Here is a 22347-nt window from a genome sequence, read left to right as displayed (position 1 = left end):
AAAAACAGATAGGCATTCATCCGAGCATGTTCACTTTGCCGATTCTCGTCGCAGCGCTGGTCGCCGTCGCGGTGCTGATCTTCGTGCCGTTCCTGCGCCGAATCTTCTTCGTATTGCTGCGGCTCGTGATTTTCGCCGCCGGCCTCGCCGGCGCCGTGGCGGGCATCGCGATCATGATGAACAACGAGACGCCCTTCGAAAAGCCCGGCGCCAGGCAGCGCGTGATTCGATTCGTCACGATGAATTCGGCCGCCGCCAGCAAAGACGGCCACGGCAGCGTGGTTTGCGAGATGGGGCCGAACGGCGTGCTCCACGCCGCCGCGGCGCCGTCGCCCGTACCGATGTCGCCCGAAGAAGCGAAGATGCGCCAGTTGATCGCCGCCGCGAAGCAGTCCCCGACCGCCACACCGACGCCAACTCCGACCGTTGGTGTGACGCCAGAGGATGACGTCTTTCCGGAATTGATTCGCCGCGGTTTCCCCGGCCTCTCGCGCCAGAAGCTGTTTCAGTTGTCGCAGGAGACCGTCAATTCGCTCGGCGGCTGGAAAATCATCAAGGCCGACCCGCATAACTACACGCTCGATTGCATCTACCGCACGCGCATCTTCGGCTGGGAAGACGACGTCAGAATCACCATCCTGCCGTCCGGCGATATCGACGTATGCTCGCGCTCGGGGACCGCGCGCCCCGATTCGACCTCGATGCTGCGATGGTTTCCCGGCGACCTCGCCGCCAACATCGGCCATATCAAGGAATTTTACGAAGTCCTCGAACCCAAGATGGACGCCGTTTACAAGGAAGAGCAGGATAAAGAGAACGCCAAGAAGCCCCGCTGACGCGCGGGCAAGGAACTACCCATGGCGGTTCGGGAAGCTCAAATCGACGCGCTCGCGAATCATCTGGTGCAGGGCCTCGTCGATCGCGGCGCAGTCAAGCCCAAAGCCGACCTCAAGGACCTGGTCGCTTGCGTGGTCGAGTTGATGTCTGAAAATTTCGAAACCGAAGCCAAAATCGACGAAGAGGCCGACCAGATGGCCGAGGCCGAAGCGCGCCGCGACACCCGCCTCGACGTTACGCGGCTGCGCGGACTGATTCGCCAGCGCCTCGCCGAGAAGAAAAACTTCACGCTGTAAGATCGATCTGAATTGAAATGAAATTTACCGAAGCACGAGTGCTGTTCCTCGCGCGCGAATCGCTCGCAAAACTCCGCGACGAAGGATTGGCCGAGATATCGAATTTTCCGCTGGCGCTCCGCCAGGCGCGCGAACTGGTCGCTCAGTTCAGCGAGCAGGGCGACGAAATCGACGCGATCGTGCGGCGCAAGATATCGTCGATCAAGCGCGGCGTCGTCGAAGGCTCGAACGAATGGACGATCCTCTTCAAGCGCTATCGCGACGAAGAACTGCGCAAGAAAGGTCCCCAGCAGCGTTGATTATTTTTGTGTCATCCGGAAAGCTTGTGAATTTGTTTCGGCACAGAGCGACGACTGCTTTGTTTCACGATCGGCGAGGCCGACCACTTTGTCATTCTGAGGCCAAGGCTGCGACGCCGAAGAATCCCGGATCTTTTTGCTTGCGCCGTCTGCACCCTCACCGCCTCGTCGCAAGCGCCTCGGCCGCCTCTCCCGCAACGAAGCGGGCGAGGCAAAGAAGGGATTCTTCGCTTCGCTCAGAATGACAAACATTGGCGACCAGGCGACAACAGTGGAGAGCGATCAGATTCTGCAAAAATCAGCAATTAGGAAAAGTTTAAATCATGGACGACGCAGAATTTCTGAAACTCTCCGACGCCTGCCTTGCCAAGGTCGCGAAGTGGCTCGAAGATCTCGATCCCGACGAGGTCGATTTCTCGGCCGCCGAGGGCGTCGTCAATATCGAGTTCGCCGACGGCGCCAAGTTCGTGCTGAGCCGCCAATCGCAGATGAAGCAGATGTGGCTCGCCGCCGGCGCGCACGGCTTCCACTACAAGTGGGACGCCAGTCGCGCGACCTGGCTCGACGACAAGGACGCCCACGAGCTGTATCCTCGCCTCGCCGAGGCAATCTCCGAGCAAATCGCCCACCCCGTCACATTCTGACGGCCTCCTGATGCCTCACCCGCTTCGCGACAGATGGTTTTGGCCTGCTTCTAACAGCAAAAAGATCCGGGATTCTTCGCTGCGCTCTGAGTGACAAGAGTGAGATGCCGAAGCAGGTCTAGTCGGGCTCGCTCACGCTGGTCGACGTTTCGCGATGCTCGATCGAGATCCCTCGACTCCGGCAGCCCTTCGCTCGGGATGACGGAAAGAGCCGAGCGATGAGCAAGGTTCCTCCACAGGGTTGTTCACAGGGCTTGCATTTCCCGGCGATGGCGCTAGTATGCCGTTAGCACTCGCGACGTGCGAGTGCCAATTGACAAATCCCACGGAATGATTACGTTTCGTCCGGACCGGACTCCATCCGGTCAATCAATTCACTGTTAGCAAGGCAAGGAGGCTCCCGTTCCCCATGAAAGGATTCAGACCGCTTGGTGATCGCATCTTGATCAAGCGCATCAAGGAAGAAGAGAAGACCAAGGGCGGCATCATTATTCCCGACACCGCCAAGGAAAAACCCCAGGAAGGCAAAGTGATTGCCGTCGGCAAGGGCAAATACGACGAGGGCAAGCTCATCCCAATCGAAGTGAAGGTGGGCGACAAGATCCTGTTCGGCAAGTACTCGGGCAGCGAGATCAAGCTCGAGGGCGAAGATCTAATCATTATGCGCGAGGACGACATCCTCGGAATCCTCGAATAGGCGACCCGCTGTTCCGGCAGTTGCAAACGGATCTTTTCGACGAACTTGAACCCAGGAGAAGCTAAAAAACCATGCCTGCAAAGGTAGTACGTTTCGCACAAGAGGCGCGCGAGAAAATCCTGAAAGGGGTGAATGTCCTCGCCGACGCAGTCACCGTAACCCTCGGCCCCAAGGGCCGTAACGTCGTGCTCGAAAAGAGCTTCGGCGCTCCCACCGTGACCAAGGACGGCGTCACCGTCGCCAAGGAAATCGAGCTCGAAGACAAGTTCGAGAACATGGGCGCGCAGATGGTCAAAGAGGTCGCCTCGAAGACCTCCGACATCGCCGGCGACGGCACCACCACCGCCACCGTGCTCGCGCGCCAGATCTTCACCGAGGGCATCAAGATGGTTGCCGCCGGGCACGATCCGATGTCGCTCAAGCGGGGCATCAGCCGCGCCGTCGAGGCGATCACCGCCGAATTGAAGAATCTGTCGAAGCCGACCAAGGATCGCAAGGAAATCGCCCAGGTCGGGACCATCTCGGCCAACAACGACTCGACGATTGGCGATATCATTGCCGAGGCGATGGAAAAAGTCGGCAAGGAAGGCGTCATCACGGTTGAAGAGGCGCGCGGCCTCGAGACCCAGCTTGAAGTGGTCGAGGGCATGCAGTTCGATCGCGGCTATCTCTCGCCGTACTTCGTGACCGATCCGGAGCGGATGGAAGCGAAGCTCGAGGACGTTTACATCCTCATCCACGAGAAGAAGATCTCCTCGATGAAGGACCTGCTGCCGATCCTCGAGACCATCGCCAAGAGCGGCAAGCCGTTCCTGATCATCGCCGAGGATATCGAAGGTGAGGCGCTCGCCACGCTGGTGGTGAACAAGATTCGCGGCACGCTGTCGTGCGTCGCGGTCAAAGCGCCGGGCTTCGGCGATCGGCGCAAGGCGATGCTTGAAGACATCGCGGTTCTCACCGGCGGACATGCGATTTCAGAGGAGCTTGGACTCAAGCTCGAGAACATCACGCTGAGCGATCTCGGCCGTGCCAAGCGCCTGGTCGTTGACAAGGACAACTGCACGCTCATCGACGGCGCCGGCAAGAAGAACGACATCGAGGCGCGCATCAAGCAGATTCGCGCGCAGATCGAAGAGACGACTTCGGACTACGATCGCGAGAAGCTGCAGGAGCGGCTCGCGAAGCTGGTCGGCGGCGTCGCGGTGATTCGCGTCGGCGCGGCGACGGAAATCGAAATGAAGGAAAAGAAGGCGCGCGTCGAGGATGCGCTCCATGCAACCCGCGCCGCGGTCGAAGAAGGCGTGGTCCCGGGCGGCGGCGTCGCGCTGATTCGCGCGTCAGGCGTGCTCGATAACCTCCGCGCCGGCGAAGACGAGAAGGTCGGCATCGCGATCATCAAGAAGGCGGTCGAAGGACCGGCTTGGTGGATTGCGTCGAATGCGGGCTGGGAAGGCTCGGTCGTCGTCGACAAAATCAAGAACAACAAGGGCCCCTTCGGATTCAACGCAGCCAGCGAGGAGTTCGAGGATCTGATGAAGGCCGGCATCATCGACCCGACCAAGGTCGTGCGCAGCGCGTTGCAGAACGCGGCGTCGGTCGCGAGCCTGTTGCTGACCACCGAGTGCATGGTGGCCGAGAAGCCAGACGAGAAGGGCGGTGGCGGGATGCCGGGCGGGATGCCTCCGGGCGGCATGATGTAATCATCCGATTGCATCTGCGGCTCGCAGCTCGAATGCGATTAGTTGAACGGCGGGATCTTCGGATCCCGTCGTTTTTTTTTGCGGCTGGACCTTCTCTTCAGACTCAATTAGCTGTCACGGCGATGCAACAAAATCGCGCCCCTGCTACCGCATCGCGAGGCTGTTTTGTTAGGATTCATCTTTCGCGGCAGCCAAATCGTCTTTTTTGGAAAGGTGTCCAGTACCTTCTGCGAACGATTGGCACCCAATCCAGCATCTGCCGTTCTTGGCCTCACCCTTGCTCACGTACGGAGCAATTGCGTCGCTGAACCTTGTGGCACCGGGGCAGAGCGAGCGTATTGGAGAAAATCGATGTCAGTACGTGTATTGATCGCAGACTGCTCGCCAGCCGCCCGGGACGTTATTCGCCAGCATCTCGAATGCGGCGGATGCGAGGTCGTCGCCGAGACGGAAACCGCCCGCCAGGCTATCGATCTGTTTCGCACCACGCGCCCGCACGTAGTCACGCTCGACGTTGGTCTTAGATCGACCGGCGGCTACGACACGGTTTCGGTCTTCAGGACGATTCGCCGCGAATCGCCTGAAACCTCGATCGTGATCGTCAATGCGTCGCGGCATCCCTACGATGCGCAAGTGTTCATTCGCGAGGGCGCGCTCGACTTCGCTATCGAGTCGTTCGACAGTTACACGCTCGAGCTGATGTGGCGGCGACTCTCGGAGATCTATCCTGAACTCAAGCGAAGCGACGGTGCCGCGTCGGGACGCTGAAGGTCTCGGCGAGTCGCGAAGCGACTTTCAAAATGGGTCGCGTTGCGGACCCTGGAACGAATCGTCAGTGCGAGCAGTTGCGCGGGGTGAAACTATTCGCCGACTACCAGGCGCTCGACTGCGACTGGCTCGCCGGGGACGCAGTTCACCCATAGCACCCAGCCGGAATTATCACTCGAATAAAGCGGTGCGGGCGTGCCGCAATAGAAGGCGCGGGTGTTCCCCTGCGATACGTCGTTGAAAATGTGCACGTGGCCGAGCGCGATATAATCGTAGCGGCTGCGCTCGATATCTTGCGGCGTGATCGGCGAGGACCGCTCCATCTCGCCTTCTTCCATGAAGAAACCGTGCGCCAGCGCGATATTCCAGAGCCCGTCCTCCCGCTCGGGAACGCCGTGCAGCGGCCGATAGTCGGGCGAATGCTCGACCAGCGCGCGACCCCATACGCGAGTCGCCAGATGATCGAAATCGAGCACCTTGCCTTCGGGTTCGAGAATCAGATGCAGATTCTCAGGCAGTGCGTTCGGCGCCAAGCCAGCGTAAATCGAGCGCTCGTCGTGCGCGTCGTGATTGCCGGGGATCATCACCACCGGCATCTGCGCGCGCCCGATCGTGCCGAGCGCAAACGCGAGGCCTTCTTCGCTGACGCGCGCGGAATCGAACAGATCGCCGACAATCAGCAACAAGTCGGCGCTGCGATCATTGGCGATATCGATCACGCGGCCGAACGCAGTGCGCACGCGATCGCGCAACTGGACTCCGCGCTCGCCGGAACCGAAGGTATCGGTCTCGAGATGCACGTCCGACGTATGGATAATCCGAAGCGGCCGTTGCGGTTTGCCTGGCAAATTAGTCTCCGTCGCGTCGCGCCCGCGCGCGGTGCTCAACTCCTGTCGATCGCAGACCGGTGTAACGTTAGAATTACTAGACTTTCCTGAGTCATTCTATCGCAGGTCGGCATCCAAGCGCTAATTCGCTGAATAATCGGGCCGAGGGAGTTCAACTTTTGATTGTCGTAATGAAGGCTCACGCCACCGAGGAAGAAATCCAGGCCGTCGTCCGGATGGTCGAGGACCTCGACTACAAGGCGCACGTAATCAGCGGCATCGAGCGCTCGGTCGTCGCGTGCGTCGGCGATGAGCGCGGCGCAAAGCATCAACTGACGCACCTCGAATCGGTGGCAGGCGTCGAGCGCGTGATGCCGGTCGTCAAGTCATTCAAGCTCGCCTCGCGCGAGGTCAGGCCCGAGGGCTCGACGATCAGGATTGGCAACGCCGAGATCGGCGGCAAACGACTCGCGGTGATCGCGGGTCCGTGCGCGATCGAGAGCGAGGCGCAGATCGAAGCCGCCGCCGACGCGGTCAAAGCTGCGGGTGCTCACATGCTCCGTGGCGGCGCGTTCAAGCCGCGCACCTCGCCGTACTCGTTCCAGGGCATGGAAGGCGAGGGCCTCGTGCTGCTGGAGAAGGCGGGCCGCCGCGTCGGATTACCGGTCGTTACCGAGATCATGGATCCGCACGACATCGATCTGGTCGTTGAGCATGCCGACGTGCTGCAGGTCGGCGCCCGCAACGCGCAGAATTTCTCGCTGCTGCGGCGGCTCGGCAGAACCAACAAGCCGATTCTGCTCAAGCGCGGGATGTCCACCAAGCTCGAAGAATTCATGATGGCCGCGGAGTATATCCTGTCCGAGGGCAACCCGAACGTCATCCTGTGCGAGCGCGGCATCCGCACTTTCGAAACGGCGACGCGCAACACGCTGGATTTGAACGCGGTGCCGCTGCTGAAGGAATGGTCGCATCTGCCGGTCGTCGTCGATCCGAGTCACGGCACCGGCATTTACTCGCTGGTCGCGCCGATGGCGCTGGCGGCGATCGCGGCGGGCGCGGACGGCTTGCTGATCGAAGTGCATCCGAAGCCGGAGAGCGCGCTGTCCGACGGTCCGCAACAATTGAAGCCCGCGCGATTCGCCAATTTGATGAAGGCGCTCAAGCCGCTCGCCGAAGCGGTGGGCCGCACTATCTGACGAGCAATCTGATCGAGCAATTCGAAGCTCGAGCGGAAGGATCAGATTTTCTTGCAAACGTAGATCGCCGCGGGCGTGCCGAGGATCGAAACGCGATACGTTTTTTCCGGTGCGATTTTTCGAGCACGCTCGAGATCGCGCATCAGCCGCCATTCGGCGGTTAGCAGCACCATCCGGCCGCCGCTTTTCAGCACCCGGCCGAACTCCGCGAACCATCGCGGATACAGCTTGCGATTCTCGCCGTGCGTGCCGTACCTGATGCCCCACGGCAGGTTGGTGACGATCGCATCCACACTGCCCGCCTCGAGCGGTATCGCGGCGGCGTCCCAATTTTCGAGTTTGATCGGCTGGTAGCGATTGCCGACATTCGCCTCGGCCGCGGCGAGTGCTTCGCGATCGCGGTCGCTGCCGAGCAGCATCGAATAGCGCCCCAGATGCGCGCGCTCGATCAGAATCGTGCCCGCGCCGCAGAATGGATCGAGCACCACGTCGTCATCCTGCGGCGACGAGAGCCATGCGAGCGCGGCGGCCGTCGCAGGACGCAGCGACGCGGGCCGATGCGCCGTTTTGTAGTCGCGATGGCGCATCCGGTCGTCGCTGAGCCGCACCGTGATGAAAAATTCTGTGTCGATCATCGTCGCCCAGAACTCGACGTCGGCGTCGGCTTCGTCGAGACGCCACGTGTGATCGCGCCGCTCGAGGATTCCGCGCTCGACCACGCGCTGAAAATCGACGCGGCGAAATTCATGCTCACCCGCCATGCGCGCGACGACGCGAAATCTGAGTCTCCGGCCCGCGCGGCTGCCGGGTGAAAAATGGACGCGCCACTGCACGCCGGCCTCGACGAAGGGAGCGTCGCGCGCCGCGCCGCGAATTTTTTCGAGCGAACTGGTCTCCGGCGCGAGTCCGGCGCGATAGCCCGCGAGCGCAAAAATATCCTCCGCGGTGCGAAGGCTCGCGATCGGTTGCGGCGCGGGCGCAAAGAAGATCGACATGCCGGCGCGATCGGGCACTGCGCGCCGCGTGATTTCGCGAGCGCCGCGGATTCGCGATTCGATCTCGTCAGCCGCGATCGTTTCGAATCCCGGCTGCGTATGCGCGATGTATAGATTCGGTCCGAACCGCAGCGGATGCGGCGCGGCGCGATCGCGCGGACGCGCGGGACTGCGGCGCATCTGATGCGCACGTTCGACGCTTCTCATTTTTGTGCGCGGGTCCGGCCGCCTGGCTAATCGTCGCGCGGTTCCGCGATCGAACCGTTACTTCGAGCGCGACAGATACTCGTGCGTCTCGGTGTTGATCGTGATGGTGTCGCCTTCGGCCACGAAATGCGGCACCTGGATCACCATCCCGGTTTCGAGCGTCGCCGCCTTGAGCGTATTGTTCACCGCCGCGGTTTTCATTCCGGGGTCCGCCTGCACGACTTTCAGCGCGACGGTTTTCGGCAGCGTCACGTTGAGCGGCGTCGTTTCATAGAACTCGACTTCGACTTCGAGGTTCGGCGTGAGAAAACCGACGACGTCTTCGATCAGTTCCTTCGGAATCGTGATCTGCTCGTAGTTCTCGGTGTTCATGAAATGAAAATCGTCGCCGTCCTGATAGAGGAACTGCATCTTGTGCTGATTCAGGATGACGCGCTCGACGCGATCTTCCGAGCGGAACCGATTTTCAGTTTGCGAGCCGGACTTGATATTGCGCAACTTGGTCTGCACCATCCCGCGCCAGTTGCCCGGCGTGATGTGCGTGATCATCATCACGCGATACAGATCCTTGTTGTACTCGACGATCATTCCGGCGCGCAGTTGCGTCGCTTGGATAAGCATATTAGGGGCACTCTCGAAGCATAAATTAAGTAATCCATACTACAGTAGCGCCGCTGGGGGCGGCAAGTTAGCTGCGGCGCAAGCCAGTCCTTCAATGCAGAATCTTGCTCCACCACGGCGTCTTCGGCGCGGGCTGCGGCGGATATCCGTATCCCGGCGGCGCTCCGTATGGAGGCGGCGGGCCGTAGCCGTTGGGGTACGGATTCGGCGCGTACGGATTCGCGCCGTAGGCATAGGGATTCGAGCCATAGGCATACGGATTCGGGCGTCCGTACGGTGCGCCGGGATAGGCGGGATATCCGGGCGGCGCGTACATCGGCGTGTTGTTGTACGTATTCAACCCGCCCTCGCTGTTGCCGGTCGTGTCGATCGACGCCTCGACGAAATCGGCGCCATTGCCATACGCGCGGATTTTCGCATCGCTGCGCGGCGGCATCGGGAAGGTGACGTCGAAGCCGCTGAAGCCGCCCGCGCTCAGCGGGATCGCTTTCGCGAGGCGTCCGTTCACATAGACGCCCGCGCGCTTCACGCCGCGCCCCGCGATCTGTCCGACCACTTCGACGTTGCCCGGCGCGCCCATCACCTCTTCCGCGTCGATCACGTTGATCTGCACGTCGGTAAGTCCGCCGAGCGAAGGACCGGCGCCCATCCGCCGCCGCGACGGCGAATCCGCGTCGCCCGGGCGCGGAATCTCCGCGGTGTTGTTGCGCGGTGCGGGACCGCTCGACGCGATCGGTCCCTCGATCGTCCTGCCGCCGCTGCCGGCGCCCGGCTCGACTTCGATCAACTCCTCGCGCCCATGCGTCGCCGCCGCCATCGAGGCGTCCGGCGCGACCGTCGCATGCGCCTCGCGGCCATAGGAATCAGACACCCGAATCGATTCGGCGGGCGACGGACTCCTGATCGTAAAATCGAAATTTACCCGCTGCTCGCCGCGCGTACTCGCGACGTCGATATCCCTGCTCTTCTGCTCGCCGTCGTAGATGCCCGCCGATTTGAGATCGGTGCCTTGCAGAAATCCTTTCACGCGCACCGCCCCTTCTTTGAAAACCCGCGACGCGATCTGGATCTTCGGCGCTGCGGGAAGCCTCTCGGCCGACGGCGGTGCGATTGATGACAGCGTCGCGGCCCGGCTGGTCACCGACGCGGGCGCAACCTTGGCCGCCGGAATATTTTTTTCAAGCTCGCTGATTTGCGATTTCAGCGCATTCCATTCGGCGAGATTCATACCGTTCGAACCGCTGGCCGTGAGCGAATTGATTTGCGCGCGATCGCTCAGGATCGAAGTCATCGCGCGGCTCGCCTCGTCGCGGTCGTTGGCCGTCAACGCCGCCGAAAGCGTTTGCGCGTCGCCCGCCAAGCTCGCGACGGGAGCGAGAATCGGTCCTGCCTTGCCCGCTCCGGTGTTGATCGAATTCAGCAGGCGAAACGCATTGTCGCTCAACTGCGAGGCGGTCGCTTGCATGTCGTCGGCGCTCGACACGGGGGGGGTCGCGAGCAGCAGTAACCCGAGAATCGCGCAGCAGCGCGACAATGCAGTAATGATTCGCGCTCCGCGGCGCAGATTTTCCCCCGTGATTCTCACTCGAGTTCGCGCGTCCTACGACGATTGGCGATAGCGCTCGACCGACGCCTTGATTCGCCGCGAAAGTTTAAGGAACACTTCACCTTCGTCGTAGATTAGCAAAATCAGAGCGCCGCCGGCGCCGATGATCAGACCAAGAATGAATGCGCCCATCATTTTTTCCCTCCGTGTTGGTTCGGATTATATTCAGATGACCGCGCATAAAAGAACCGCCTAAATAGCGGTCGATTCCCATATCGGATAAGCTCTAAGGATCGTGAACAGCGTGGAATCGAAAGATAGTGCGAACGGCGCGGCCAGCGGGCTCGAGGCCGACTACGCGGCAGTTGTCGGCGGCGCGGGCGTGCGAATTTTCGGCGAGAGAAAAATCGTGCGGGTGATCGGTGACGATCGCGTGACTTTCTTCCATGGGATGTGCAGTGCGGACGTCAAAGGCGCCGCGCCCGGCGCGATCCTGCCGGCGCTGATTCTCACCGAGCATGCGCACGTGATCGCGGACCTTTTCATCTGGGTGACGGACGACGCGTTGCTGCTCGATATCGAGGCTGAAGCGTGGAGTCGCGCCCGCGCGCATCTCGAGCGTCTGCTGGTTGCCGACGACGTGGAATTTGAAGATGAACTTGAACTTTCGATAATCGATGTCGAGGGTCCGAAGGCAGCCGCGGCCGTGCAGCTCGTCGCAGGCGAGGCGTTGTCGCTCGAGAAGATTTGGTCGCACAACGGCAAAACGTCCGCCAAGACATCGGAGACGATCGAGATGATCGTCGGCAGGATGCCGCGTTACGGCGCGCCGGCATTCAGCGTGATCGTGCCAAGCGCCACCGCCGCATCGATCGTCGCGAGCATGATCGATCAAATGCCCGCCGTCCGACTGATCGACGCCACAGTCACTGAAATAATCCGCGTCGAAAACGGAATCGCGCGAATCGGCGTCGATACAACCGACAAGACGATCGCACTCGAGGCGCGGCTTAATCGCGCGATCTCGTTCAACAAGGGATGCTACGTCGGGCAGGAGACAATCGAGCGCGCAACCGCGCGCGGCGCTTTGAAAAAACGCCTGCGGGGACTTGGATTGGAGAGCATCGCCGAGCGCGGCGCCGTCGTGAGTTTGCAGGGAAAAGAAGTCGGCCGCTTGAGCAGCGTCGCATGGTCGCCGCGGTTCGGCGCGATTGCGCTCGCGATTTTGCATCATAGCGCATGGACGCCGGGCACTCGCGTTTCGATCGCGGACAGCGGTGGCGCGACGGTGAGTGATTTGCCGTTCGCATGATCGAAATGTTTTCGCTAGATAATGTTCGCGAGCGCGGGAATCGTTATTTAACCGAGTTCAACCGATACTTTAGATATTCAAGCAGGCGTTCGCGCCTGGATGTGAGGAGCGGTCAGAATGGCAAACACGCTGGGAAAACGTTACATGTGCGAGAAGTGCGGCACCGAAGTGCTCTGCAACAAGGCGGGAACGGGAGCGCTCGATTGTTGCGACGCCGAGATGAGAATCAAGGAAGCCAAACCGCTGCCGTCGTCGGATTGACGATCCGGTCCGCGCGATCGTCGCGCGCCGAGGACTGATCGAACATTGGCTGCGATAGCCGGGAAAGCCGACCTGATGCTCCACGAGGGCGTGGTCGTGGGCCACCCCGAGAGCGATTCGGTCGCGATCTCCGGCGGTCAGATTCTCGCCCTCGGAAATTTCGCCGACCTCAAATCGATGGTCGGCCCGCGCACTCATTTGATCAAACTGGCGGGACGCGCCGTCGCTCCCGGCTTTATCGATTCGCATCTCCACTTCCTCGAAGCGGCCGCCGCGGCGACTGGACTCTCCGTGCAACGATGCCGCAGTGTCGGCGACTTGCTCGCCGACTTGCGCGTCGCGGCGGGCAAGACTCCTCCCGGCAACTGGCTCCGCGCGTTCGGCTGCGACGAGGCGCTGATGTACGAGCGGCGCGGACCGACGCGCGCCGAGCTCGACCAGGCACTGCCGAAAAATCCGCTCCGGTTGCGCCATCAGACGTTGCATGCGACCTGGCTCAACTCCCGCGCGATCAATCTGCTCGGTCTGGAAGCGCCGAATTTCGCGCCGCCCGAGGGCGCGCAGCTATTCCGCGACGGCGCCGGCAAACTGACCGGCCTCGTGGTCGGGATGGAAACCTGGGTGACGCAGCATCTGCCGCTCGTGACGCGTTCCGAACTCGAATCGCGCGCGCGCGTGATGAGCCGCGAACTCTCGGCCGCCGGCGTGACCACTTTCACCGACGCGACCACGCGCAACGGCTCGGCGGAGTTCGAACTCTTCGCCAAGCTCGTGCAGGCGAATGCGATCACGCAGCGCGTCGGCGTGATGGCCGGCGCGCAGCATCTCGATTCAATCGATCACTGCGCTAAGGTCGCGCACGCGGCGGGAATCGCGCTCGCTGGCGTGAAGTTCATGCCGGGCTATCCTTACGATCGCGCCGGCCTGTCGCGGCCAGTGCGCCTCGCGCTCACGCGCGGCCTCGATTGCGCATTTCACGTCACCGAAGTCGAGGAACTCGAAGAAACGCTTGCCGCGCTCGAACTGGCCCGCCCGCAGATTCCCGGCGATCGCGCGATGCCGAATCTGCGCATCGAGCACGGCGGAATGATCCCGCCTGACTATGTGGATCGGCTCGCGGCGCTCGACGCGTGGGTCGTGACCAATCCCGGCTTCATCCATTTTCGCGGGCCTAAGTACGCCGAGGAGCCGGGCCTGATTCCGTATCTCTATCGCGCGCGGAGCCTGAAAGACGCCGGTATCAAGCTGGCCGGCGCGACCGACGCGCCAGTCACGCCTGCGCGCCCCTTCGCGGCGATCGCCGCGGCAATCTCGCGCACGACCGTCGATGGCGCCGAGATGGGCGTCGCGGAAGCGCTTGCTCCGATCGACGCGTTCGCGCTTTTCACCACCGAAGCCGCGCGCCTCGCTGGACTCGACACCGGCGCGATCGAACCCGACTATCTTGCCGACCTGATTGTCCTGCCGCGCGATCCGCTCGCGCTGCCGCCGGCCGATCTGATGAACATCAGCGTCGATATCACGATCGTCGCCGGCAAAGTCGTTTATGAACGCGGACGCCCGGCCGTCGCCAGCAGCGACAGCGCCGACCTGCACTCGGGTTAAGTCCTGATGGCGAGCAGCGATCGCGCGGTTCTGTACAATCGGCGCGGGCCAATCGCGCTCGTCACGCTGAACCGTCCGCGGCAATTCAACGCCTACAACATGGCGATGCGCGACGAACTCTTCGGCGTGCTCGGCGCGATCCACGACGACTCTGAGGTGCGCGCGATGGTGCTGCGCGGCGCTGGTCCGGCGTTCTCGGCCGGCGGCGACCTCGCGGAATTCGGCATGGCGCCGTCGCCGATCGTCGCGCGATGGGTGCGCTTTCGCCGCGACGTCTGGGGCACGATGCGCGCGCTGCCAATCCCGACGATTGCCGCCCTTCACGGTTACACCGTCGGCGGCGGCCTCGAGATGGCGCTGCTCTGCGACTTCGCGATCGCTGCCGACGACACGAAAATCTGCCTGCCCGAGACCGGCGCCGGCATGATCCCCGGCGTCGCAGGCACACAGACCGCCCCGCGCCGACTCGGCCTCGGCCGCGCGCTCGATCTGTGTATCACCGGGCGTTGGATTGACGCAGAGGAAGCGCTACTTGTAGGTTTGGTCGCCGATGTGGTCCCGGCTGCCCACCTCGATCGCGCGTCGCTGCAACTCGCGCGCGAGGTCGGACGGTTGCCGCGCGCGCATTCGGCGATGCTCAAGCTGGCCGTGTGGGGAGGTCTTGAGTTGCCGCTGAGGGACGGCCTCGACCTCGAACGGCGCTTGGCGAAGAGACTGGCGATGGTGGCGGATCGAGCGGCGCGTAGCGGGCATCGACCGGCTGCGCGGCGCAGATGAATCGGCGCCCAGGAGGACGTTTCTGTGAATACGGTTAACTTCGTGACGATCCCGTCGTCGATCGTGCCGGATCAGGAAATTCTGGTGTTCGGCAATCGGCGGCTGACGTACGCGGAACTCAATGATCGCGTGTCGCGCCTGTGTGCGGTGTTCAAGCAACTCGGCTTGCAGCCGCGCGACGTGCTCGCGGTGCTCGATACCAACTCTGATTTGTATATCCAATGCTACTACGCCGCCGCCAAAGCCGGCCTGACTTTCCTGCCGCTCAACTACCGCGCCAAGGACGCCGAACTCGAGTACATGATCAACACCGCCAACACGCGGCTGCTGCTGGTCGGCGATCGCTACGCAGAGTTGATCGACCGAATCAGGCCGCGGCTGAAGGTCGCGCAGATCGTCGCGCTCGGCAACGAAGCGAGCGGGATGCGGCATGTCGAGCCTCTGCTCGCAAAGGCCGAGCCCGACGACGCCGAAGCCGAAGTCGAGGACGAGGACATCTCGATCCTGATGTACACCAGCGGGACGACCTCGCTGCCGAAGGGCGTGATGCTCCGCTTCCGCGATTTCGCCGCCTACGTCACCGCCAACGTCGAGATGGCCGACGGCACCGATCGCGGCGTCGCGCTGGTGTGCGTGCCGTTTTATCACATCGCGGGAACCACGGCGTACATGACCAACATCTGGACCGGCCGCAAGCTGATCGTGATGTCCCAGTTCGATCCCAAATCATGGCTTGAGATCGTCCAGCGCGAACGCGTCACGCACGCCTTCGTCGTCCCCACGATGATGAAGCAATTGATCGACGAACCCGGCTTTGCCTCGACCGATTTTTCGAGCCTCACGAATCTCGCCTATGGCGGCGCGCCGATGCCGGTGCAGGTGATCCGCCGCGCGATTGAAGTCTTTCCGCCAAAAGTCGGCTTCGTGAATGCTTACGGCCAGACCGAAACCACTTCGTCGCTCACGATCCTCGGCCCTGACGATCATCGATTGGCAGGCACCGCCGCCGAGATCGAGTTGAAGTTGAAGCGCCTCAACTCGATCGGCAAACCGCTGCCCGACGTGGAAATCAAGGTGCGCGACGACGACGGCAAATTTCTCTCCGCTGGCGAAGTCGGCGAGATCATCATCCGCACCCCGCGCATCATGAAGGGCTACGCTGGCCGCGACGACGACGCGCGATTGCCCGACGGATGGCGCGCCACCGGTGACCTCGGCTGGCTCGACGACGAGGGCTACGTGTTTTTTGCCGGCCGCAAGGACGACATGATTATCCGCGGCGGCGAAAATATCGCTCCGGCTGAAATCGAGACCGTACTGATGAGTCATCCGGCGGTCGATGAATGCGCCGTGATCGGCGTGCCGTCGGTCGAATGGGGGCAAACGGTCAAGGCCTTCGTAGTCCCGCACAAATCGCCGCCGGTGACCGAAGCGGACCTGGCCGAGTTTTGCCGCAGCCGTCTCGCGAGCTTCAAGCGTCCCGAAACGATCGAGTTCATCGAAGCGTTGCCGAAAAATCCGCTCGGCAAAATTCTGCGCAAGGATCTGCGCGCCCCCGGCGGAGCCGTCTGACGCCTCGACGCATCAAAAAGACTTCACCCGACTCGCGCGGCGCCACTGCCGATTCGTCGATCGAGGTCGCCGATGCCAGCGGATGCGTCACCGCCACGATGCGATTTCGCGGCGCCCGCGCGACGCTGACGCCCGCGATGGCAAGCCGCCTGCTCGACCTGATCGAGCAGGTCGAGGACGACGACAGCTCGCGGATGCTCGCGATCACCGGCGCGGGCGCGAATTTCTGCGTCGGCTTCGACGATGGCGTCGATCCGCGAATCGTCGAATCGCTCGCGGTGCTCTCGAAGCCCACCGTCGCGATCATCAACGGCGACGCCTTCGACGAAGGATTGGAACTCGCGATGGCGGCCGACATCCGGATCGCGATATCGTCCGCGCGTTTCGCGATCGCGCAGATGCAGCATGGAGTGATGCCGCATTTCGGCGCGACGCAGCGCTTGCCGAGATTGATCGGCGCCGCCAGCGCGCTCCGCATGATGCTCACCGGAACGGCTCTCAGAGCCGACGAGGCGCTGCGGCTCGGCTTGGTCGCCTATCTCGCGAAGAATCGCGCCGACCTCGCCCAGGTCAGCGGACGCGTCGCGCAGGCAATCTTGAGCCGCGCGCCGCTCGCCGCGCGCCTCGTCAAGGACGCGGTGCTCAAGGGCTACGACATGACGCTCGAACAGGGCATCAGGCTTGAGGAAGACTTGTACGCCCTGCTACAAACGACAGCCGACCGCGCCGAGGGCGTGCGCGCTTTCCTCGAAAAGCGTAAACCGTTATTCAGAGGCGCTTGAACCTCCGGCATCAACCTCAGGAAAGGATCGAGATCAAAATGGCAAATCAGCTCGGCAAGGTTTACATCTGCGGCAAGTGCAGCTCCCAGGTAATCGTCACCAAGGGCGGCGCCGGCACGGTCAAGTGTTGCGGCGCTCCGATGGAACAAAAAAAGTAGCGCGCCGATGCCCGGCGATGGCCGCGTGATCTTTCGTGCAGGAACTGGTCGCCGACAACGACTCGATCGACTCTCGTCATTCTGAGAGTCTGTGAATTTTCCTTGATGAGTGATCTCTTTCCGTGTCATTTCGAACGCAGTGAGAAATCCCGGATCCGGGTTCCCTCGTCGCTTCGCTCGCTCGGGATGACACGGAACGGCTTCGCCCGCGCCGTCATCCCAGCAAGGCCGCCTTTCCAACATCCTGAGAGTCTGTGAACTTTTCGTGGATGAGTGGCTTCACGACTATTTCATCACAAGGCGGAGGCTGCCGTCCTATACCTCGCCCGCTTCGTTGCGGGAGAGGTCGCCGAAGCGCGCCAGCCGCGAAGCCGACTTCGGGCCGAAGGGCCGAATCGCTCTACGATAGAGAGGCGGGTGAGGGTGCCGGATCGATGGCCACAGCATCTCTCCCGACATTACGCTCGGGCATCCCGAACAATGCCGCCACTTGTTATTCAGAGCAGAGGCCGCCGAAGTCGAAAGAATCCCGAAAAGAAATGCGCTGCGCTGTCCAAAGCTATTCGTTAGGAGGACACCATGCTTGGAGCGATTGTAATCGGCCTGGTCGCCGGATGGCTCGCCGGAAAACTCATACGGGGCAGGGGCTTCGGACTAATCGGCGATTTGGTGCTCGGACTCGTCGGCGGGGTGGTCGGCGGCTGGATCTTTGCCGAACTCAACGTGCCGGGACCGAGCGGCGCGATCGGCGCGATCGTGGTTGCGACAATCGGCGCGGTGATCCTCGTCTGGATCGCGCACGCGATTCGCGGCGTCGCGTAATTCTTTTCTAAGCGTTGGCGCGGAGCCGAAGCTCGCGCGCCTGCGTGCGGAACGGCTCGGGCAGCTTCACTTCACGCGAATCAATCCAGTTGGTTTCGAGCCGATAGAACTCGCGCGCCGGCTCGTAAAACAGATGCACCACGATGTCGTCGTAGTCGAGCACGATCCAGTGCGCATGCTGGAAACCCTCGATCGCCAGCGGACGCTGCTCTTCCTTCGACATCCGCTCCTCGATCCCGCGCGCGATCGCCTGCACCTGCACGTCCGAGCGCCCCGTCGCCACCACGAAGTAATCGGCAATCGAACTCAGATGCTCCGCTTCGAGCACCACCAGATCGTAGGCCTTCTTGTCGAGCGCCGCTTCGACTACGGCGTATGCCTTTTCGATCGAATTCAAATTCTGCAAACCGCAGCGAACAGGTGCGTTGTGTGATTCGGCTTCGGCAGGTATTGGCGACGATACTTCAGCAGAATTTCACTCCTCAGTAGAGTGCGTGGCGCTGGATATAATCCACCACGTCGCCCGGCAGCAGGTAATTGATCGATTCGTGGCGCTGGAGCTTGCGGCGAATTTCGGTCGCTGAAATAGGAAAAAAAGTGGTATCGACGAATGACAGCGTTTGCCCGCTCGGATGCACGTAATGATCTTCTTTTTGAGTGTAGCCAAACCGTTTCAGCGCGGCAAATGAAACGCGCGGCTGCGTCTGCTCCCGCGTCATTAATCTGGTGTGAACCGCGATGTTGCAAAGCCGCGTCAGCTCGTCGGGATCCTTCCACGTCTCGAGCTCCGCGAATTGATCCGCGCCCATCATCAGGAAGAGCGTCGCCGGCTGGCGCAGCGTCGCGAGATAATGGCGTATCGTTTCGATCGAATACGAACGTCCCGTGCGCCGAATCTCGACGTCCGAAGTCATGAAGTGGCGATTGCCCTTCGTCGCGAGGCGCACCATTTGCAAGCGATGCTCGCCCGGCGCAAGTTCGCCCTCGACTTTGTGCGGCGGCGACGCAGCTGGCACAAAATAAACCAAGTCGAGAGAGAGCGCTTCGCGAACTTCCTCGGCCGCCCGCAGATGGCCGAAATGAATCGGATTGAAACTGCCGCCGAACAGTCCTACGCGCATCGTGCTGAGTTTGATCGCTTCAAAGTCGGACTTGCCCGGAGCCCCGGATCACGTACTTGTAGGTCGTCAATTCGTTAAGTCCCATCGGCCCCCGCGCGTGCAGACGATTGGTCGAGATGCCGGTCTCGGCGCCGAAGCCGAATTCGAAACCGTCGGTAAATCGCGTCGAGGCATTAACGTAAACCGTAGCGGAATCGACCTCGCGTTCAAAGCGCGCCGCGGCCTTCGCGTCGTCGGTGACGATTGCGTCCGCCAGATGCGATCCGTGGCGCCCGATAAACGCAATCGCTTCGTCGATCGAATCGACGATCTTCACCGACAGGATCAAGTCCAGGTACTCGGTGTCCCAGTCCTCGTCGCTGGCAGGCCGGGCGTCGCGCACGATTCGGCGCGTTCGCTCGTCGCCGCGAAGTTCAACGCCCGCCGATTTCATCCGCGCCGCGAGCGGCGGCAGGATCGCGTCGGCGACCGCGGAATGAACCAGTAGATTCTCCATCGCGTTGCAGACCGAAGGCCGGCTGCATTTGGCGTTGAAGCAAATCTCCTCCGCCATTTTCAGATCGGCGCCGCGATCGACGTAGGTGTGGCAGAGACCGTCGAAGTGCGGCAGCAACGGCACCGCCGATCCTTCGAGCGCTTCCTTCAGCGCTTTTCCCCCGCGCGGAATGATCAGATCGATCAGCTCAGGGTGCCGCTTCAAAATTTGAATCACCTCGCGATCCGGATTGCGGATCAGCGTCACCGCATCGAGGTTCAAGCCGTGCTGCTCCAGCGATGAACCGATCAAATCGGCGAGGCGCGCGTTGCTCTCGAGCGCCTCCTTGCCGCCGCGCAGGACGATCGCGTTGCCGGCCTTGAAGCCCAGCGCGCCCGCATCGATCGTAACGTTGGGGCGCGATTCGTAAATGATCGCGATCACGCCGAGCGGCACGCGGACCTTGGCGATCTCGAGACCGTTGGGTCGCCGCCATTTCTCGATCACGTTGCCGACCGGGTCCGCCAGCGCCGCGACCTCCTCGACGCTTTTGGCCATCGCTTCGATTCGCGCCGGCGTCAGCGTGAGGCGCTCGACGAACGCGCCGCCGCGGCCGTCGTCGCTCGCGCGTTTCAGATCTCGTTTGTTTGCCTCGACGACTTTCGCCGCCGACGATCGGATCGCCGCCGCCAGCGTTTTCAGCGCCGCGTTCTTTTGCTCGGTGCTCGCGAGCGCCATCTGCGGCGCGCTCATCCACACCTTCTTCAGCGTCGCAATCGTGTCGGCTTCGAGTGGCATCGGCGTCGTTACGCGAGTTCCTTCATCAGCACGAAATTATCGCGATGGATGATCTCATCGGCAACCTTGTAGCCGAGCAGTTGCGAAATTTCGCTCGAACGGCGCCCCGCAACTTTCACGACGTCTGCCGCCGGATAATTAACCAGCCCCCGCCCGAACTCGATTCCATCGGGATCGATCAGGCTGACGCAGTCGCCGCCGCCGAAATCGCCGCGAATCTCGCGGACGCCCGACGGCAACAGGCTCCGCCCCTTGCTCTGCAACGCCTCCGCCGCGCCGCGATCGACGCCCAGCGCGCCACTCGGCCGGAGCGCGAACGCGATCCAGCTCTTGCGCCGCTTGAGCCGGCTCCCCGCCGGCACGATCAGCGTGCCGATTTCCGACGCCGGATCGATCGCCTTGTTGATCGTGCCGTCGCCGCGGCCGCGCGCGATTATCACCGCGATTCCGGCCCGCGCCGCCTGCCGCGCCGCCTTGAGCTTGGTCGCCATCCCGCCAACTCCGAGCGGCCCCGCACTCTCCGCACTTTCCGCGACCAGTCCGCGCATCTCGGAATCGGGATCGCTGATCACGGGAATCAGGCGCGCGTCGGAGCGCTCGCGCGGATCGCCGGTCAGGACGCCATCGACGTCGCTCAGAATGATCAGCAATTGCGCTTGCACGAGGCTCGCGACCAGCGACGACAACACGTCATTGTCGCCCAGCCGAATCTCATCGACCGCAACGGTGTCGTTCTCGTTCACAATCGGAATCACGCCGGCTTCGAACAGCTCAGAAATCGTCTGGCTGGCATTGGTGCGGCGCCTTTTCTCGGCGAGATCCTGATGCGTGAGCAGAATCTGCGCGACGCTTCGGCCGTGCGCGCCGAATGCCCGCGCCCATGCCGACATCAGATCGATCTGTCCAGTCGCGGCGGCGGCTTGCCGCGCAGCGATCGTCGTGCGGTTCAACTTCGCGAGCCGCGCGCGTCCCGCAGCGACCGCGCCCGACGTGACGATCAAAACTTCGCGGCCGCCGCGCACCGCGGTGTCGACTTGCGCCGCTAACTGCTCGATCACGTCAGCGCGCAGCCCGCTCTGATCCGACAGCACCGCGCTGCCGACCTTGATTACGATTCGGCGCGCGCGCCCGACCGCGGATTCCTTGTAATTTAGCTGGGACATGCCGCCGCTTGATCCATCTGACGGAGCACGCCGGCGATCGCCGCGATCAACGGTTCAAGACCGTCGCGCCGATCAGCCGAAATCGGAAATACATCGAGCCGCGTGCGCTTTCTAACCTTGCGCGCGATCTTCGTCGCTTCCGTTTTCGTGACGAGGTCGGTTTTGTTGAGAGCGATCAGCGCCGGTCTTTCCGCGAGCATCGGATCGAACGCCGCGATCTCGCCGCGCACAGTGTCGAATGCCGCCTCGGGATTTTCCGCGATGTCGAGCACATAGATTATCAGCCGCGTGCGCGTGATATGCCGCAAAAATCGGATGCCCAGTCCGTGCCCGAGATGCGCCCCTTCGATCAGCCCGGGAATATCGGCGAGCGTGAAACCGTCTTCCTCGTCGATAAACACGCGACCGATATTCGGCGCGAGCGTCGTGAACGGGTAGGGTGCGATTTTCGGCCGCGCCGCGCTGAGCGCCGTCAAGAGCGTCGATTTTCCCGCGTTCGGAAGTCCCACCAGGCCGGCCTCCGCGACCAGTCTGAGCTCCATCCGAATCCAGCGCTGCTCGCCCTGCGTGCCAGGCGTCGCGATCCGCGGTGAGCGCCGCGTCGATGAAGTGAAATGCATGTTGCCGCGCCCGCCCTCGCCGCCCTTGGCGATCACCGCGGTCGCGCCGGGGATCACGAGGTCCGCGAGCGTCTCGCCGGTCGAGTCATCGAACACGATCGTGCCGGCCGGCACCCGCACGATCACGTCTTCCGCCGAATGCCCGTACTGCTGCTTGCCGCGCCCAGCCTCGCCGTCCTTCGCGATCACACGCGGCTGGTACTTGAAATCGAGCAGCGTCGAAAGGCCCTCATCGACCTGGAAGA

The 22347-nt window shown here is 62.3% G+C and carries 26 protein-coding genes; 16 read left to right on the top strand and 10 right to left on the bottom strand.

What is annotated here, in order from left to right; all coding sequences use genetic code 11:
• The first annotated feature begins 26 nt into the window (after positions 1 to 26).
• From Q7S58_RS11630 to Q7S58_RS11600, 7 genes are all read left to right on the top strand, one after another.
• Positions 27 to 836 (top strand): hypothetical protein, encoded by an 810-nt coding sequence (locus Q7S58_RS11630; RefSeq protein WP_304825351.1) that lies wholly within the window; start codon positions 27 to 29, stop codon positions 834 to 836.
• Positions 837 to 857: 21 nt separating this feature from the next.
• The gene (locus Q7S58_RS11625; RefSeq protein WP_304825348.1) at positions 858 to 1133 is read left to right on the top strand and encodes a DUF507 family protein; all 276 of its coding nucleotides are present in this window, start codon (positions 858 to 860) and stop codon (positions 1131 to 1133) included.
• Between the two features lie 17 nt (positions 1134 to 1150).
• Positions 1151 to 1432 carry a DUF507 family protein gene (locus Q7S58_RS11620; RefSeq protein ID WP_304825346.1) on the top strand — a complete coding sequence of 94 codons (282 nt, stop codon included), beginning with the start codon at positions 1151 to 1153 and terminating at the stop codon, positions 1430 to 1432.
• 323 nt (positions 1433 to 1755) lie between these two features.
• Positions 1756 to 2076: an iron donor protein CyaY gene (cyaY, locus tag Q7S58_RS11615; protein ID WP_304825343.1), complete on the top strand. Its 321-nt coding sequence runs from the start codon at positions 1756 to 1758 to the stop codon at positions 2074 to 2076.
• Positions 2077 to 2485: 409 nt separating this feature from the next.
• On the top strand, positions 2486 to 2773 hold the full coding sequence (gene groES / locus Q7S58_RS11610) for a co-chaperone GroES (protein WP_304825340.1): 288 nt from the start codon (positions 2486 to 2488) through the stop codon (positions 2771 to 2773).
• A gap of 71 nt (positions 2774 to 2844) precedes the next feature.
• Positions 2845 to 4473 carry a chaperonin GroEL gene (gene groL / locus Q7S58_RS11605; RefSeq protein WP_304825337.1) on the top strand — a complete coding sequence of 543 codons (1629 nt, stop codon included), beginning with the start codon at positions 2845 to 2847 and terminating at the stop codon, positions 4471 to 4473.
• Positions 4474 to 4824: 351 nt separating this feature from the next.
• Complete coding sequence (locus tag Q7S58_RS11600; RefSeq protein ID WP_304825335.1) at positions 4825 to 5241, top strand: response regulator; 417 nt, start codon at positions 4825 to 4827, stop codon at positions 5239 to 5241.
• A gap of 92 nt (positions 5242 to 5333) precedes the next feature.
• Here Q7S58_RS11600 and Q7S58_RS11595 read toward each other — a convergent pair whose 3' ends face one another.
• The gene (locus Q7S58_RS11595; protein WP_304825332.1) at positions 5334 to 6089 is read right to left on the bottom strand and encodes a DNA repair exonuclease; all 756 of its coding nucleotides are present in this window, start codon (positions 6087 to 6089) and stop codon (positions 5334 to 5336) included.
• A 158-nt stretch (positions 6090 to 6247) separates the two neighbouring features.
• On the opposite strand from Q7S58_RS11595, the gene aroF reads away from it, so the two are divergent.
• Positions 6248 to 7267, top strand: a complete 1020-nt coding sequence (aroF, locus tag Q7S58_RS11590; protein ID WP_304825329.1) for a 3-deoxy-7-phosphoheptulonate synthase — start codon at positions 6248 to 6250, stop codon at positions 7265 to 7267.
• Positions 7268 to 7308: 41 nt separating this feature from the next.
• On the opposite strand, the gene Q7S58_RS11585 is transcribed toward aroF, so the two are convergent.
• From Q7S58_RS11585 to Q7S58_RS11570, 4 genes are all read right to left on the bottom strand, one after another.
• Entirely contained in the window at positions 7309 to 8469 is a 1161-nt protein-coding gene (locus Q7S58_RS11585) for a methyltransferase domain-containing protein (protein WP_304825326.1), read from the bottom strand.
• A gap of 57 nt (positions 8470 to 8526) precedes the next feature.
• Positions 8527 to 9090 carry an elongation factor P gene (gene efp / locus Q7S58_RS11580; protein ID WP_304825323.1) on the bottom strand — a complete coding sequence of 188 codons (564 nt, stop codon included), beginning with the start codon at positions 9088 to 9090 and terminating at the stop codon, positions 8527 to 8529.
• Between the two features lie 91 nt (positions 9091 to 9181).
• Positions 9182 to 10675, bottom strand: a complete 1494-nt coding sequence (locus tag Q7S58_RS11575) for a hypothetical protein (RefSeq protein ID WP_304825321.1) — start codon at positions 10673 to 10675, stop codon at positions 9182 to 9184.
• A 15-nt stretch (positions 10676 to 10690) separates the two neighbouring features.
• On the bottom strand, positions 10691 to 10828 hold the full coding sequence (locus Q7S58_RS11570; RefSeq protein ID WP_304825318.1) for a hypothetical protein: 138 nt from the start codon (positions 10826 to 10828) through the stop codon (positions 10691 to 10693).
• Positions 10829 to 10940: 112 nt separating this feature from the next.
• Between Q7S58_RS11570 and Q7S58_RS11565 the strand changes: the two genes are divergently transcribed.
• From Q7S58_RS11565 to Q7S58_RS11530, 8 genes are all read left to right on the top strand, one after another.
• On the top strand, positions 10941 to 11948 hold the full coding sequence (locus Q7S58_RS11565) for a folate-binding protein YgfZ (protein WP_304825315.1): 1008 nt from the start codon (positions 10941 to 10943) through the stop codon (positions 11946 to 11948).
• 117 nt (positions 11949 to 12065) lie between these two features.
• The gene (locus tag Q7S58_RS11560; RefSeq protein ID WP_304825313.1) at positions 12066 to 12209 is read left to right on the top strand and encodes a hypothetical protein; all 144 of its coding nucleotides are present in this window, start codon (positions 12066 to 12068) and stop codon (positions 12207 to 12209) included.
• Positions 12210 to 12254: 45 nt separating this feature from the next.
• The gene (locus Q7S58_RS11555) at positions 12255 to 13814 is read left to right on the top strand and encodes an amidohydrolase (RefSeq protein WP_304825311.1); all 1560 of its coding nucleotides are present in this window, start codon (positions 12255 to 12257) and stop codon (positions 13812 to 13814) included.
• A gap of 6 nt (positions 13815 to 13820) precedes the next feature.
• Entirely contained in the window at positions 13821 to 14591 is a 771-nt protein-coding gene (locus Q7S58_RS11550; RefSeq protein WP_304825308.1) for an enoyl-CoA hydratase/isomerase family protein, read from the top strand.
• 24 nt (positions 14592 to 14615) lie between these two features.
• Positions 14616 to 16163, top strand: a complete 1548-nt coding sequence (locus tag Q7S58_RS11545) for a class I adenylate-forming enzyme family protein (RefSeq protein WP_304825304.1) — start codon at positions 14616 to 14618, stop codon at positions 16161 to 16163.
• A gap of 98 nt (positions 16164 to 16261) precedes the next feature.
• Entirely contained in the window at positions 16262 to 16945 is a 684-nt protein-coding gene (locus tag Q7S58_RS11540) for an enoyl-CoA hydratase/isomerase family protein (protein ID WP_304825301.1), read from the top strand.
• Between the two features lie 38 nt (positions 16946 to 16983).
• Positions 16984 to 17103 (top strand): desulfoferrodoxin, encoded by a 120-nt coding sequence (locus Q7S58_RS11535; RefSeq protein ID WP_304825298.1) that lies wholly within the window; start codon positions 16984 to 16986, stop codon positions 17101 to 17103.
• A gap of 579 nt (positions 17104 to 17682) precedes the next feature.
• Positions 17683 to 17925, top strand: a complete 243-nt coding sequence (locus Q7S58_RS11530) for a GlsB/YeaQ/YmgE family stress response membrane protein (RefSeq protein ID WP_304825295.1) — start codon at positions 17683 to 17685, stop codon at positions 17923 to 17925.
• A 7-nt stretch (positions 17926 to 17932) separates the two neighbouring features.
• On the opposite strand, the gene rsfS is transcribed toward Q7S58_RS11530, so the two are convergent.
• The 5 genes from rsfS to cgtA all read right to left on the bottom strand — a co-directional run.
• Positions 17933 to 18322, bottom strand: a complete 390-nt coding sequence (gene rsfS, locus Q7S58_RS11525; protein WP_304825291.1) for a ribosome silencing factor — start codon at positions 18320 to 18322, stop codon at positions 17933 to 17935.
• Between the two features lie 85 nt (positions 18323 to 18407).
• Entirely contained in the window at positions 18408 to 19046 is a 639-nt protein-coding gene (gene nadD / locus Q7S58_RS11520; protein WP_304825288.1) for a nicotinate-nucleotide adenylyltransferase, read from the bottom strand.
• Positions 19047 to 19065: 19 nt separating this feature from the next.
• Positions 19066 to 20319, bottom strand: coding sequence for a glutamate-5-semialdehyde dehydrogenase (locus Q7S58_RS11515; RefSeq protein WP_304825285.1), 1254 nt, complete (start codon positions 20317 to 20319; stop codon positions 19066 to 19068).
• 8 nt (positions 20320 to 20327) lie between these two features.
• Positions 20328 to 21482, bottom strand: coding sequence for a glutamate 5-kinase (gene proB / locus Q7S58_RS11510; RefSeq protein ID WP_304825282.1), 1155 nt, complete (start codon positions 21480 to 21482; stop codon positions 20328 to 20330).
• On the bottom strand, positions 21470 to 22347 hold an 878-nt coding region (gene cgtA, locus Q7S58_RS11505; protein ID WP_304825279.1), incomplete at its 5' end, for an Obg family GTPase CgtA. The genes cgtA and proB, both read right to left, overlap by 13 nt.

The sequence above is a fragment of the Candidatus Binatus sp. genome (assembly GCF_030646925.1).
GTDB lineage: Bacteria > Desulfobacterota > Binatia > Binatales > Binataceae > Binatus.
Note: the sequence above shows the minus strand (reverse complement) of the source record. Positions and strands in the feature narration are given on the sequence as shown.

Excerpts from the sequence above, each read along its gene's own strand:
- groES (WP_304825340.1), top strand. The coding sequence starts at position 2,486 with ATGAAAGGATTCAGACCGCTTGGTGATCGCATCTTGATCAAGCGCATC.
- Q7S58_RS11515 (WP_304825285.1), bottom strand. The coding sequence starts at position 20,319 with ATGCCACTCGAAGCCGACACGATTGCGACGCTGAAGAAGGTGTGGATG.
- Q7S58_RS11535 (WP_304825298.1), top strand. The coding sequence starts at position 16,984 with ATGGCAAATCAGCTCGGCAAGGTTTACATCTGCGGCAAGTGCAGCTCC.
- proB (WP_304825282.1), bottom strand. The coding sequence starts at position 21,482 with ATGTCCCAGCTAAATTACAAGGAATCCGCGGTCGGGCGCGCGCGCCGA.
- Q7S58_RS11560 (WP_304825313.1), top strand. The coding sequence starts at position 12,066 with ATGGCAAACACGCTGGGAAAACGTTACATGTGCGAGAAGTGCGGCACC.
- Q7S58_RS11570 (WP_304825318.1), bottom strand. The coding sequence starts at position 10,828 with ATGGGCGCATTCATTCTTGGTCTGATCATCGGCGCCGGCGGCGCTCTG.
- Q7S58_RS11625 (WP_304825348.1), top strand. The coding sequence starts at position 858 with ATGGCGGTTCGGGAAGCTCAAATCGACGCGCTCGCGAATCATCTGGTG.
- Q7S58_RS11600 (WP_304825335.1), top strand. The coding sequence starts at position 4,825 with ATGTCAGTACGTGTATTGATCGCAGACTGCTCGCCAGCCGCCCGGGAC.
- Q7S58_RS11630 (WP_304825351.1), top strand. The coding sequence starts at position 27 with ATGTTCACTTTGCCGATTCTCGTCGCAGCGCTGGTCGCCGTCGCGGTG.
- Q7S58_RS11585 (WP_304825326.1), bottom strand. The coding sequence starts at position 8,469 with ATGAGAAGCGTCGAACGTGCGCATCAGATGCGCCGCAGTCCCGCGCGT.
- Q7S58_RS11540 (WP_304825301.1), top strand. The coding sequence starts at position 16,262 with ATGCGATTTCGCGGCGCCCGCGCGACGCTGACGCCCGCGATGGCAAGC.
- cyaY (WP_304825343.1), top strand. The coding sequence starts at position 1,756 with ATGGACGACGCAGAATTTCTGAAACTCTCCGACGCCTGCCTTGCCAAG.
- efp (WP_304825323.1), bottom strand. The coding sequence starts at position 9,090 with ATGCTTATCCAAGCGACGCAACTGCGCGCCGGAATGATCGTCGAGTAC.
- Q7S58_RS11620 (WP_304825346.1), top strand. The coding sequence starts at position 1,151 with ATGAAATTTACCGAAGCACGAGTGCTGTTCCTCGCGCGCGAATCGCTC.
- groL (WP_304825337.1), top strand. The coding sequence starts at position 2,845 with ATGCCTGCAAAGGTAGTACGTTTCGCACAAGAGGCGCGCGAGAAAATC.
- Q7S58_RS11530 (WP_304825295.1), top strand. The coding sequence starts at position 17,683 with ATGCTTGGAGCGATTGTAATCGGCCTGGTCGCCGGATGGCTCGCCGGA.
- nadD (WP_304825288.1), bottom strand. The coding sequence starts at position 19,046 with ATGCGCGTAGGACTGTTCGGCGGCAGTTTCAATCCGATTCATTTCGGC.
- Q7S58_RS11550 (WP_304825308.1), top strand. The coding sequence starts at position 13,821 with ATGGCGAGCAGCGATCGCGCGGTTCTGTACAATCGGCGCGGGCCAATC.